The sequence below is a fragment of the Mariniflexile ostreae genome (genome assembly GCF_042427585.1).
GTDB lineage: Bacteria > Bacteroidota > Bacteroidia > Flavobacteriales > Flavobacteriaceae > Pseudalgibacter > Pseudalgibacter ostreae.
The window spans coordinates 82,960-96,926 of sequence record NZ_JBHMFC010000074.1 but is presented as its reverse complement, the minus strand read 5'-3'; the positions used below and the strand labels follow the sequence as shown (position 1 = coordinate 96,926).

General features: G+C 37.0%; 7 protein-coding genes. All 7 read left to right on the top strand.

Annotated features, from left to right (window positions below; genetic code table 11):
• The first annotated feature begins 36 nt into the window (after window positions 1–36).
• The 7 genes from ACFFU9_RS11425 to ACFFU9_RS11395 all read left to right on the top strand — a co-directional run bounded on the left by ACFFU9_RS11425 (window position 37) and on the right by ACFFU9_RS11395 (window position 13,961).
• Entirely contained in the window at window positions 37–2,709 is a 2,673-nt protein-coding gene (locus ACFFU9_RS11425) for an endo-acting ulvan lysase-like protein (protein WP_379861573.1), read from the top strand.
• A 1-nt stretch (window position 2,710) separates the two neighbouring features.
• The gene (locus tag ACFFU9_RS11420; RefSeq protein ID WP_379861572.1) at window positions 2,711–5,515 is read left to right on the top strand and encodes a heparinase II/III domain-containing protein; all 2,805 of its coding nucleotides are present in this window, start codon (window positions 2,711–2,713) and stop codon (window positions 5,513–5,515) included.
• A gap of 11 nt (window positions 5,516–5,526) precedes the next feature.
• On the top strand, window positions 5,527–6,390 hold the full coding sequence (locus tag ACFFU9_RS11415) for an alpha/beta hydrolase (protein ID WP_379861571.1): 864 nt from the start codon (window positions 5,527–5,529) through the stop codon (window positions 6,388–6,390).
• A gap of 18 nt (window positions 6,391–6,408) precedes the next feature.
• Window positions 6,409–8,769 carry a PDZ domain-containing protein gene (locus ACFFU9_RS11410; RefSeq protein WP_379861570.1) on the top strand — a complete coding sequence of 787 codons (2,361 nt, stop codon included), beginning with the start codon at window positions 6,409–6,411 and terminating at the stop codon, window positions 8,767–8,769.
• Window positions 8,770–8,775: 6 nt separating this feature from the next.
• Window positions 8,776–10,146: an alpha-L-fucosidase gene (locus ACFFU9_RS11405; protein WP_379861569.1), complete on the top strand. Its 1,371-nt coding sequence runs from the start codon at window positions 8,776–8,778 to the stop codon at window positions 10,144–10,146.
• Window positions 10,147–10,322: 176 nt separating this feature from the next.
• Entirely contained in the window at window positions 10,323–11,273 is a 951-nt protein-coding gene (locus tag ACFFU9_RS11400) for an SGNH/GDSL hydrolase family protein (protein WP_379861568.1), read from the top strand.
• A 174-nt stretch (window positions 11,274–11,447) separates the two neighbouring features.
• Entirely contained in the window at window positions 11,448–13,961 is a 2,514-nt protein-coding gene (locus tag ACFFU9_RS11395) for a glycoside hydrolase family 95 protein (protein WP_379861567.1), read from the top strand.
• Window positions 13,962–13,967 lie beyond the last annotated feature (6 nt).

Sequence of the window (13,967 nt, the reverse complement as noted above, 5' to 3'; positions counted from 1 at the left end):
GAATGGAATTGTATTTTTTAAAAGAATTATAGCAACATGAAAATCATAAAGTCAATAGTTTTAATACCTCTTCTGTTTTTAACAGTAGGTTATGCACATGCACAACAAGCTGGTAGCCACCCTAGGTTATTTGCAGAAAGTAAAGACAGGCAAGCGCTATTGGAAAAAATAGAAACGGAAGATTGGGCTAAAGCGTCATGGCAAAAATTACAAGAGGACATAGATTTATATGTCAACCGGCACACGACCGATCCGGAATGGATTGTGTCTAGGCTAGCCATGTATTGGAAAGAAGGCGAGCATTTTACCCAATGCTATATTAAAAAACAGGACTGGGATTATGGGGAAGGAAATGCACCACTGCCAACAGTAAGATTGCCAGGTATGCGCAAATGGAACGATTATGTTAATGTGCCTTTAAAAGATAGAACGCCATATAACGAATCTGGAGATATGTTAGGGATTAGCCGTTCTAGTGGCGACTTAACGCCTGTTTTAATTCCCTATAAAGAAACGGGGCATATGATTCGTGCTAATAATATGGAAATATTAAGTCTGGCAGAAAAATCTGCGTTTGCTTATTTTGTAACACAAGATGAGAAATATGCCAAGTTTTCAGCCGATATCTTTTGGACTTGGATGTTAGGGACTTATTATATGGAGCCACCATTGGACCCTCAACAATCCTCAGGAGGACCTGGTGGCTACGAGCCAGGTGGTATTTTAGGGTACTATGATTATGAAGTGATTCATGATGATAGACAGATTCCAATGGCCGTTACTTACGACTTTATTTATGATTATTTAAATGCAAATCCGCATGAGCACTTAAAATCCCTCAACAAAACAACAACCGAAGTGGCGGGAACAGTGTTTAAACGATTTATTGAAATAGGACTGATAAGAGGTGGTAAAAAAGGAAATTGGAATGTAAACCGCTATAAAAATATACTAGGAAGTATGCTTGTATTGGAGTCTAACGATTTTTATCAAGATGGAAAAGGGCGCGACTATTACATTCCTTTTTACACCGAGAAATCTGGGGAGTATTATGCAGGTTTACCTGAAATTATGAGTAATTATAATGAAACCACAGGCTTATGGCCAGAATCGCCAGGATATGCATCGGGAATGATTCCTTTTGTTTTAGAAATGGGACTAAAGCTTTATAAATCTGGTGTTAATACGCTTGCAGGAAATCCCATTATTAGCAAAGCAGCAATGGCTAATCTAGGGTGGTTGGATGCTCGTGGAAATTTAGTGGTATTTGGAGATATGCGTGGCGGGCCAGCTAATATGTCATCTTTTGAATCTTTGTTAACCTATGCAACTTGGGAAAATGATGCCGAAACCGCAAAGAAAATGGCAACGGTAATCCGAAAAAACATAGAATCAGGACAGTATGATAGAAGCACATCAGACTGGCAAAGTATTATTTTTAATCAACCCCTGCCTAAATCGGGAAGTGATTTGCCATTTCATAAAGCCGCATATTCTCCATTCCATAGACATATGATTATGAAAAATGGAAATGATGAAACTAATGGATTAATGTTTACGCTTTATGGAGGAAGAGAAAAGTCGCATTTAGCTGCAAATGGTTTGGCGATGCAGTTTTATGGAAAAGGTTGGGCTATGGCACCCGATGCCTCAGCTTACGAATCCTATTGGTCGCCCGATGCAGGATACCATAGGGGGATAACGGGGTCCAACACCATTGTTCCAGGCTATAAAGTGGGAGAAATAACCATTAATGCCATGGATCCTTGGGTGAGCACCTCTACGGGGCTTTATAATACTAACGAAACATCAGAACACGTTTCTTTTGCCGATGTGTCTGCAGATGAAAAACGACGTTTGGTAGCGATGGTGCGAACTTCGGAAACTACAGGGTATTACGTAGATATCTTCCGGTCGGACCAAGCAAATAACGACTATATTCATCATAACTTAGGACATACTGTAAACTTAAAAAACGGTGGGAATAAAACATTAAAATTAGATGCTGTTAACGATTTGGGTGTAGCATACGATAAAAATTATGCGTTTTTTAAAAATCAAAGAAAAGTAAAGCATGCCCATGATTTTAATGCCATATGGACAACAACAGCCGTGTCGCCTGCCTTCCATGTAAATATGTGGATGCTGGGACAGGAAAATCGCCAATTGTACTTGGTAGATGCGCCACCAACTACACTTAGACATGATGTTACACCAGGACAAGTAAATAAAAGTCCGGAAACAACCCCTACTTTAATTGTAAGACAAGAAAATAATAATGGAAAGGATAAGCCTTTTGTCGCGGTTTTTGAAGCTTATGATGATGGTGAGAAGTCTATTGAAAGCATTTCAAAAATAAGAAGTTCTGATAATTTCATGAGTCTCTCAGTGAGGTCCAACCAAGGCGAGCAAGTGATATTAAACGCTATTGATAATAAAGTTTACAAACCTATTAAGTCATTAAAGTTTCAAGGGGTTTTCGGAATTACTTCTGAAAAAAACAACGCGTTAGAATATTTATATCTAGGAAAAGGGACGTTACTGCAAAAAGGCCATTATAAAATAGAAGCGATAGATGATGCTGTTTCAGCCGAATTAAGAAGGGAAAATGGTAAGTACTATTACTCGTCTGATAAGCCTGTTTCCATTCAATTAAATAAAAAGAAAGCAAAAGTATATCCAGCTGGCTATAACATTGAAATTAAATAAGATGAAAAAGATAGACATGAGAATATTTTTAATGCTATGCCTGCTAGTGGGAACCCATACACTTATGGGTCAGGTATCTGGACATCCTAGAATTTATGTTACCAACGAGGCTAAAGCCGATTTTCTAAAATCCATTGAGCAAGTAGATTGGAAAAAGAGCTTGGTAGAAAAGAAAAAAGAAAACTTAGAAAAGTATTTAGAATATTGTGATAAAGACCCAAATTGGTTGGTTTCTAGATTGCAAATGAACTGGAAAACAAAGCACGACAAGGTGTATTTAAAAAAGGGTGATTTCTCACACTCGGAAGGTAGTGCACCAGTGGCAACAGTACGATATTCTGGAACAAGAGATTGGGCTACAGATTATAAACGGCCACGGCTGGAAGACGTAATCCCATATCTTGATGATTCTAGAGGCTTGTATTTAGAACATAAAGAAACTCAAAAAAAGGAATGGGTACATCCTTCTAAAGCAGGCTTTGCCATTGAGAAAATAAATGAACAAATTATGGGCCTCGCAGAAGATGCTGCTTTTTTATATTGGCTTACCAAAGATCAAAAATATGCCGACTTTGCTGCTCCTATATTTTTAACCTATATGGATGGCATGCATTATAGAGATGCCCCTATAGATCTGGAAAATTCGGCGCAACAAAACATCTCTGGCCTTGCAACTTTTGAGGTCATTCATGAAGGTATTGTAGTGTCTTTAGTAACGGCATATGATTTTTTATATGACTATTTTAAAGCTAATAACATCAATTTAGACCATTCGGTTTCGGTTTTTCAAAAATGGGGCGACCAAATTATAGAAAAAGGAATTCCAGATAATAATTGGAACTTATTTCAGGCACGTTTTTTAACTTATATAGGTTTGGTTTTAGAAGACAATGCTACTTATAAAAATGGAAAAGGTAAGGAGTACTTTTTAGATCATACGTTTGTTACTTCTACAGATAGACAATTAGCTATTAAAGAGTCGCTTTTAGTGTATGATTTTGAAACAGGAATGTGGCCAGAGTCGGCTTCTTATTCTGTACATGTTATTTCCACGTTGTTACGAATATTTACACTTTTAGACCATGCAACAAACGCTAATGAATTTTTAAACTACCCAATAGTGGAGAAAGCAGCATTGGCTTCTTTTCAATATTTATTTCCTAACGGGTATACTATAGGTTTTGGCGATTCTAACCATAAAATATTACCACCCGAAAACTTCGAGCTCTTAATCGCTAATTATAAAAAATATAACGAAACCGATAAAGAAACTTTAATTTCTGGGTTGCTCTCTAAAATGATTTCAGACGATTTGTATACGAGAGAGGCCAATGACTTTTTTCAGCTGTTCTTTTATGTAGATGCATTGAAGACGAATAATAATGCCGAAAAAATAAGTACAAAAAACCTAATTTCTCCTACATTTTATGCACCTAATGTAAGTCTGTTTAATCAAAGAATAGGAACTGGAGATGATGCCGTTATGATATCCACTATTGGGTCTTTTGGCAACCATGCCCATGCCAATGGCATATCCATAGAGTTATTTGCAAACCAGTACGCCTTAGGACCAGACATGGGGAAGGGGTCTAGTTATTGGCACACCGATCATCGGGAGTTTTATTCTAGGTTTCCAGCACATAATACAGTGATTGTAGATGGGAAATCAGATTATAGCGCCATGCGGTCTTATAATCCTTTTAAATTGGACAATGCTTATCCTAAATCTGAAGAGTACCCGAATTTTAATAAGCTCACCTTTTCGAAAGTATCGTTTTTAGAGCCAGAAACAGTTTCAGATCAGCAACGCTTTACTGCTATAATTAAATCGAATGCCTCTAAAAGCTATATTGTAGATGTTTTTAGATCAAAGAAGCAACAAGAAGGAAAACAAAAGCACGAATATTTATATCATAATCTCGGGCAGTCTTTAGTGTTTTTTGATAACAAGGGAAAACAGTTAGAAATGATTTCTACAGACGATTTAAGCTCTAAAAAAGGAGACTTAAAAGGCTATGATTACTTTACAGATAAATTTAAAACACAAACCTCTCAAGACATAAAGGCCTTGTTTACATTGAAAACCGAGGGCCATCCAGATCATATCATGAAACTTTGGATAAAAGGTAGTGAGCGCCAAACCGTGTACAGTTTTAAATCACCCAAATCTAATGCCGTTAGTAAAGGCACGGTTCCAAAAGAAGTTGTAAATGAGCCACTTCCTAGTTTAATATTAAAAAGAGAAGCCGCATCTTGGGCAAATCCATTTGCAGTTGTATTCAATCCTTATATCGATGGTCAAGAAAACCCGATTAAAAACGTATCGTATGCGGCATTAAAAAACTACCCGAACACACAAATTATAGAGGTGTTATTAGAAGATCAGGCAACAGATAAACTTGTGGTAAACGCTACGGAACATGATATTGCAAAAGAAAAGGACTTTTATCAAAAAGGCTTGCTTTCTATTACCAGAAAATCTAAGACTACTAATACATTAGATTTCTTGTTCCTTTCTGGTATGTATGCTTATGAGAATGAAGGCTGGGATATCGTATCTTCTGGAAAGCCATTTACAGTTTCTCTAGAAAAAACCAAAGACGGTTATTTGCTACAAAATGATAAACCTATTACCATTAACATGCCGTTTCCTAAAGGGAAAGAACCAGCAGAATTAAGGTTGTATAAAAATGGTGTCGTAGTGGCAACTAGAAAAGGTACCAAGAACAGAAACAATGAAAATAAATTGGTTTTTAAACTCGAACAGGCTTATGAGAAGGCTGTGATTTTTTTTGACGAACCATAAATAAGGCCAGAATGAAATTGAAAAACACCATACTTTTTGTCCTCACATTATCTGTAGTTACAACCGTTTTTGGTCAGCAAAAATTTGAGCCCATTACAGAGGATGTTATTTATAAAATAATAAAGGCAGATACTTTAAGCCTGCGTCTCTATTATCCTGATAACTTCAAAAAGAAGACAAAACATGCTACTATAGTGTTCTTCTTTGGAGGAGGATGGAACGGGGGCAGTATTGATCAGTTTGAGGGCCAATCGAAATATTTTGCTTCAAGGGGCATGGTTTCGGTAGTGGTAGATTATCGTGTAAAAAATCGAAACCAAAGCACTCCTTTTGATGCGGTAAAAGATGCTAAAACAGCTATGCGATTTTTAAGAAGCCATGCTAAAGATTTCGGGATACATCCTGAAAAAATAATAGCGGCAGGAGGTTCTGCGGGTGGGCATCTGGCAGCAGCCACAAGTATGCTCCCTGGTATTAACGAAACTACAGATAATGTGTCTGTAAGCCCAAAGGCAAATGCTTTAATATTATACAACCCTGTAATCGATAATGGTAAAGGGGGATATGGCTATGAAAGAATAGGCGACAGGTATTTAGAGTTTTCGCCTATACATAATATTACAAAAGGGGCTCCACCTACTATTTTCTTTTTAGGAGATAGAGATAAATGGATTCCTGTTGCCACGGCGTATTCGTTTAAAGAAAAAATGGAAGCTGTAGGAAGCAGATGCGATATATTTATATACAAAAATCAAGCTCATGGGTTTTTTAATAAAGGAAAACAAGAAGGAGATAAATATTATATAGAAACAACTCGTGAGGCCGATGTTTTTTTGCAATCTCTAGGGTATTTAAAAGGCAAAGCAACACTATAAATTTAAAAAGATATTTTAATGAGAAGAATAAGCATTTTTTTAATCCTCATAATGGTTAGTTTTTCATGTCATGATAAAACAAACATTAAGGAACTTTACGTTTCTAAAGCAGGACTGGCAACTAACGATGGTTCTTTAGAAAAGCCTTTTGCAACAATTGCAGAGGCTGTTCAAAAGGCAAATCAGTTGAAATTGGATAACCCAGATAGTCACATTGTTATAAACCTTCTTAAAGGGGTATATCATTTGGAGAAGTCTATAGAGATTTCCGCTTCCTTGAGTGGGCTAACGATAAAAGGTTCAAGTCCTGCTGAAGTAAGCATAAAAGGTTCACGATCATTAAGTGCGCAATGGGAAAAACATGATGACAACATTATGGTGACTTCTGTTGCAAAAGACTTAGATTTTGACCAATTACTAATAAATGGAACGCCACAAGTTTTAGCACGTTACCCCAATTATTCAGAAGACGCGCAGTATTGGAATGGTTCTGCTGCCGATGCCCTTTCTAAGGAGCGTATAGCGACATGGAAAAACCCCAATGGGGCATATTTCCATGCGTTGCATGGTGGCAAATGGGGCGGGTTTCATTTTAAAATCACCGGAGTAAATGAAGATGGAACTGCTATTTTAGAGGGTGGGCAACAAAACAATAGGGGGTCTAAACCACATGAGGAATACCGCATGGTAGAAAATGTTTTTGAAGAATTGGACAGTCCGGGTGAATGGTTTTTAGATAAAGAAACCCATAAATTATATTACTGGCCAACAAAAGACATTGTTTTAGAAAATTCTGAAATAGAAGTATCCGTGCTTAAAGATTTGATTCAGGTGATAGGCACTTTAGAAAACCCCGTAAAAGATGTGACCATAAGTGGTATTAAGTTCGAAAATACCAAACGAACATTTATGGACGAATATGAGCCATTATTAAGAAGCGATTGGTCTATTTATAGAGGTGGTGTGTTGTTTTTTGAAGGGACCGAGAACTGTACGGTAATAAATAATGAATTTACGAAGCTGGGCGGAAACGTTATTATGGTAAGTAAATATAATAAAGGATTACAGGTAAAAGGAAATCATATTTATGAAAATGGTGCAAGTGCTGTGTCTTTTGTTGGAGATGCTTCTGCTGTTCGCTCACCATCTTTTAATTATGGCCAATATGTGAATGTAAAAGACATGGATACCGTTGCTGGGCCAAAAAATGAATTGTACCCAAGAGAATGCCTTGTAGAAGATAATTTAATTTATAGGATCGGGCGTGTGGAAAAGCAAACTGCTGGTGTACAGATTTCAATGGCTATGGATATTACGGTGCGCCATAATAGTATCTACGATGTGCCTAGAGCTGGTATCAATATTGGCGATGGTACTTGGGGCGGTCATATTTTAGAATATAATGATGTGTTTAATACCGTGTTAGAAACGCATGATCATGGTTCGTTCAACTCCTGGGGGCGCGATCGTTTTTGGCATCCCAAACGCCGTGTGATGGATAGCTTAACTACGGCTAATCCCGACATGTATAAATGGGACGCTGTTAAAACAACGGTTATCAGAAACAATCGTTTTCGCTGTGATCATGGATGGGATATCGATTTAGACGATGGGTCTTCAAACTACCATATATATAATAACTTAATGCTAAATAATGGCCTTAAGTTGAGAGAAGGATTTAATCGTGTTGCAGAGAATAATATCATGGTTAATAATTCACTACATCCACATGTTTGGTTTGCGAATAGTGAAGATGTTTTTAAGCATAATATTGTGGCAGATGCTTATCAGGATGTTGGACTTTTGGGTTGGGGAAAAGCATTAGACTCTAATTTGTTTTCAAATGAAGTCTCGTTAATGAAAGCGCAAATTTATAATAGAGATATGAATAGTGCGTATGGTGATCCGTTATTTAAAGATCCAGCACATTTAGATTTTAGTGTTGCAGAAGCGTCTCCTGCATTAAAAATTGGGTTTAAAAATTTTCCAATGGATCAGTTTGGCGTTCAAAAAGAAGCGTTTAAAAAACGGGCTAAAACTCCAGAAATTCCTAAAATTAAAGATTCTTCAGAAAAGAAAAGTAGCCCTGTTGTAGCGTGGTTACGTAATAATATAAAAAGTGTAGAGTCTGCTCAAGAGCAATCTGCTTATGGGCTAAGTTCCGCAGAAGGCGTTGTTGTCTTACGCGTATGGAATCATAGTCCGGCCGTGAAAAATAATGGCATTAGAAATGGAGATGTTATTTTACAAGCCGGAGGTAAAAAAGTTATAAATGTTCAAGATTTCTTCAAAATTAATTTAGAAAACCAATCCGATACATTGGATTTGGTTATCATGAGAAATCAATCAGAAAAGAAAATTACTATTAATATTAAATAAATGAAAATGAAAACTTTAAAAAAATTATTGTTATTTGCTATGGTTGTTGCTCTCAACGCCAATTTAGGATTTGCACAGAGCAGTTCTAAGGGAAAAAAACTGTCTGATGATGAACGTATGGAATGGTGGAGAGATTCTAAATTCGGAATGTTTATTCACTGGGGAGCATATTCTATTATTGGTGGAGAACGAGGCACCAAAATTGCTGGTGGTGGTGCTGAGTGGGCTATGGATAAATTAGATTATACTGTTGAGGAATATGAGAAATTTCCTGAAATGTTTAATCCAGTAATGTTCGATGCAGATGCTTGGGTAACTATGGCTAAAAATGCTGGGATGAAGTATATTGTGCTTACGTCTAAACATCATGAAGGTTTTGGGTTGTGGGATTCAAAAGTATCAGACTATGATGTTATGGATACTTCTCCATTTAAACGGGATATTGTTAAAGAACTAGCAGAAGCCTGTAAAAAACAAGATATTAAATTTTGTTTATATTACTCTATTGTAGATTGGCATCACCCACAAGCACAAGGTAACTTATTTCCAAATTACAACATTTCACAACATGACGATCCATCTGTTGTAAATCCAGAATTCCCAAAATATTATGAAAATTATATGAAGCCTCAAATAGGTGAATTATTGAGGAATTATGGTGATATCGGGGTCGTTTGGTTTGATGGAGATTGGATCTCAGACTATACAACAGAAATGGGTAAAGACCTTTATAAGTACATTCGCGACATCCAACCCAATACGATTGTAAACAATAGAGTTGATAAAGGAAGAACTGGAATGGATGGTATGAACAACCAACCCGGTGTGTTTGCGGGCGATTTTGGTACGCCAGAACAAGAGATTCCAGATACAGGAATTGATTCAGACTGGGAAGCATGTATGACCATGAACGGTTCTTGGGGGTACAAGCCGTCTGATAACAACTGGAAAAGTAGCGAAGATTTAATTCAGAAATTAGTGGATATAGTTTCTAAAGGTGGAAACTTTTTATTAAATATTGGACCTGATGGTTTTGGACGATTTCCTTCTGAAAGTATTAGACGTTTAAACGCTATGGGAGAATGGACTAAAAAAAATGGTGAAGCGGTTTATGGTGCTTCTGCAAGTCCTTATGAAAAACCAAAATGGGGACGTTATACAACTAAGGATGGTGTATTATATGCACATGTTTTTGATTGGCCAAAAGACGGATTATTAAAATTGAATAAAGACATTAAGGTTAAAAAAGCAACTATTTTAACAGCCCCGAAAGCAGAGTTAACAACTTTGGCAACATCAAGGGAAGTTTTGGTGGATGTACCTATGTTGGCTCCAGATGCTACGGTAACGGTAGTTAAAATTGAGTTGAAAAAATAATAAGTAGATACAAAAAAGGAATGGGCAGACCCAACCTGGTCTTAAAGGTGGGTCTGCTTAAACCAAAACAAGATTAGATTTTATAGAATTTTTTATAGATGATCGAATTTAGTAATGTCTGTATTTATATGAAATCAAGCTAGAGTTATACTAAAAAAATATAAATACAAAACAAGATGGATATTTGCAAGAAAATAATCATTATTACAGTCGCTACTCTTTTAAATGTTGGTGTTGGGGTTTCTCAAACAAACACGTATGCTAAACCAGAATGGGGAAATTATACAACAGAAGACGGTTTTTTATATGCCCATGTTTTAAATTGGCCTGAAGATGGAAAACTGGTAATCGATAGGGCCATTAAGCCGAGACAAGCAACATTAGTTTCAGAGCCATCTAAAAAATTTAAAATAAAATTAATTGAAGATGAATTGACAATCTTATTACCAGAAAAACCAGCAGATTCGGTAGCTTCAATTCTTAAAATACAACTGGTATCTAATGAAGATTGGGCAAATTTAAACAGATATAGAAAAGCAAATGAAGCATTACAGCCCCCTTCTAAAAAAGAAAACAGAGTGGTGTTTATGGGAAATTCCATTACAGAGCGCTGGGTAGATTTTAACCCTGATTTTTTTACTAACAATAACTTTATTGGTAGAGGCATTAGTGGACAAACCTCTTCTCAAATGCTATTAAGATTTAAACAAGATGTTATCCATTTAAATCCGAAAGTCGTAATTATACATGCAGGAACTAATGATATAGCAGGTAATACAGGGCCAATTTCTGTAACATCTATTGCAGATAATATTTTTTCTATGGCAGAATTGGCGAAAGCAAATAATATAAAAGTCGTACTGGCTTCTGTGCTTCCTGCCAGTAGTTATTCTTGGAGTCCTGCTATAGTGCCTGTAGAGAAAATTAGTAAGTTAAATACTTTAATTGAAGCGTATACCAAAGCGAATGGCTTGGTTTATTTAGATTATTATACACCAATGGTAAATGCAGATAAAGGCTTGAAAAAAGAATATGGTAGAGATACCGTACATCCAAATCTAGACGGCTATCACGTTATGGAGCCTTTAGTTACAGAAGCCATTAAGAAGGCCTTGAAAAAGAAATAAATGTTGTTTTTAAGTAAAAAGAAGCTTGCGTAGACCGTATTGTCTCCATATTCAAGTATATTCATATAAGTCAAAAGCTGTTGGAGACACTCAATAGGTTTTGACTTTTTTTTAATAGCAACTCAAGCATGCTCTAACCCATACGCGATAACGATTAAACGAAACAGGATAATAATGAATAAAAGAAATAGGGTATTTAAATTTTATCTAATTTTAATAATCTCCTTGTTTGTAGGATGTAATGAGTTTACACCTGACGCAGAACGTGTGGATACGGCGTTAATACTAAAGTATGCTACGCCAGCCGAAACGTGGACGGAAGCTTTGCCTATTGGAAATGGAAGGCAGGGCGCTATGGTTTATGGAGGCGCTCTTACAGAGCAAATCCAATTAAATGAAAATACACTATATTCTGGAGAGCCTTCTTCTACCTATAAGGGTACAGATGTTCGACCAACCTATAAAAGCGTTATGGCGCTTATAGCATCTGAAAAATATGCTGAAGCCGAGAAAATTATGGCGAATAATTGGCTGGGTAGGCTTCACCAAAGTTATCAGCCTTTTGGTAATCTGTATTTTCATTTTGAAGGCGATTCGGTGTCTCATTACGAACGCAGCTTAGATATAGGGAAATCCATTTCTGCGGTACGTTATAATACTCAAGGCGTGCATTATAAGCGGGAAATTTTGGCGAGCTATCCCGATAGTGTTATAGCCATGAGGATTTCAGCAGATAAAAAAAAATCCATTTCTTTTAAAACTTTTTTAAAATCGGTACACCCAACAGAAATCGTGGTAAAGGGCAATACCATTATTTTAAAAGGTCAGGCGCCAGGCTTTGTATTAAGGAGAAGTTTAGAAAATGTAGAGAGTAATGCCGATCAACATAAATACCCCGAAATTTTTAATAAAGATGGCTCTAGAAAACCATTTGCAAAACAAGTACTCTATGGCGAGGAGGTTTCTGGTAAAGGGATGTTTTTTGAAGCGAGACTAGACATTAAGAACCAAGGCGGCGTAGTTACCGAAACCGAGCATGGACTTTCTGTTTCTGGAGCAGACGAGGTGGTCGTGCTATTGTCTATGGCCACCAGTTTTAACGGTTTTGATAAGAGTCCAAGTTTAGAAGGAAAAGATCCGGGTAAATTAAATGAACAGATTTTATCAACCTTAACAGATAAAACATTCGATCAGATACAAACGGATCATGAAAGAGATTATGCGGCATTGTTTAACCGCGTAGAGTTTACGTTGGATACAAAAGAAGACCATTCGAATGAATACACCAATAAGCGTCTTATCAACTATGCGGCTAAACCTGATTTGGGATTAAACACCTTGTTATTTCAATACGGCCGCTATCTTTTAATTTCTGGTTCTAGAGCTGGTGGACAGCCATTAAATTTACAAGGGATATGGAATGATAAAGTTATTCCGTCATGGAATTCGGCTTATACCATGAACATTAATGCTCAAATGAATTATTGGCCGGCAGAAGTGACTAACCTATCAGAATGTCACGAGCCTTTTTTTAGATTGGTAAAAGAATTGGCCATAACAGGAAAAGAAACGGCTAAAAACATGTATGGAAATCCGGGTTGGGTTACGCATCATAATACCGATATTTGGCGTCCTTCTTATCCAGCAGATAATGCTGTTGTGTACTCCTATTGGCCAATGGGTGCGGGTTGGCTTACCAATCATTTATGGGAACATTATCAATTTACAAACAACGAAACTTTTTTAAAAGAAGAAGCATACCCATTATTAAAAGGAAGTGCAGCGTTTTTTGCGAGTTGGTTGGTAGAAAACGAAGCGGGGTATTTAGTAACGCCCGTGGGAACATCGCCTGAGAATAGGTTCTCTTACGACAACGGTCAATCTGCCTCAATAAGTGCGGGCGCTACAATGGATATAGCCATTGTTAGAGAAAATTTCGAGAATGTTGTTAAGGCATCTAAACGATTGGATGTGGATGAAACTTTTAGAACGCATATAGAAGCATTAACCCAAAAACTGTTGCCCTACCAAATAGGGGAAAGAGGCCAGTTGCAAGAATGGCAATTCGATTTTAAAGAAACGGACGTTAATCACAGGCATTTATCGCATTTATATGGGCTGCACCCTGGAGATCAAATTTCAAAAGAAAAAACACCAGCGCTCTTTAAGGCTGCAAACAAAACGCTAGAGCTACGTGGCGATGAGGCCACAGGTTGGAGTATGGGTTGGAAAATTAACTTTTGGTCTCGCATGCACGACGGGAATCATGCTTATAGTATTATTAACAATTTGTTTTCTTTTGTAAACGAAAAAAGCGCCCCTACACATGGCGGGCTTTACGCAAATTTATTTGATGCACACCCCCCTTTTCAAATAGATGGAAACTTTGGTTATACGGCAGGTGTAGCAGAGATGTTGTTGCAAAGTCATACTGGTGAAATCCATCTTTTACCTGCGCTACCCGATGCATGGCCTACAGGCACTATTAAAGGGTTAAAGGCTAGAGGAGATGTTCGTGTTGCTATAAACTGGAAAAAAGGCAAGCTCGTAAAGGGGGTATTAAAGGCATCAAAAGCGCAAACCGTAGTGGTAAAGTATGCTGGGGTTACAAAAAAAATAACATTACAACCAGGAGAAGAACATGGTCTTGATTGGGCTTTTTTTAGGGATTCCTCTCAAACAAACTAAACATTA

Bases quoted from the DNA above. Each gene is read 5' to 3' on its own strand.
- ACFFU9_RS11410 (WP_379861570.1), top strand. From the start codon at position 6,409: ATGAGAAGAATAAGCATTTTTTTAATCCTCATAATGGTTAGTTTTTCA.
- ACFFU9_RS11425 (WP_379861573.1), top strand. From the start codon at position 37: ATGAAAATCATAAAGTCAATAGTTTTAATACCTCTTCTGTTTTTAACA.
- ACFFU9_RS11415 (WP_379861571.1), top strand. From the start codon at position 5,527: ATGAAATTGAAAAACACCATACTTTTTGTCCTCACATTATCTGTAGTT.
- ACFFU9_RS11395 (WP_379861567.1), top strand. From the start codon at position 11,448: ATGAATAAAAGAAATAGGGTATTTAAATTTTATCTAATTTTAATAATC.
- ACFFU9_RS11400 (WP_379861568.1), top strand. From the start codon at position 10,323: ATGGATATTTGCAAGAAAATAATCATTATTACAGTCGCTACTCTTTTA.
- ACFFU9_RS11405 (WP_379861569.1), top strand. From the start codon at position 8,776: ATGAAAACTTTAAAAAAATTATTGTTATTTGCTATGGTTGTTGCTCTC.
- ACFFU9_RS11420 (WP_379861572.1), top strand. From the start codon at position 2,711: ATGAAAAAGATAGACATGAGAATATTTTTAATGCTATGCCTGCTAGTG.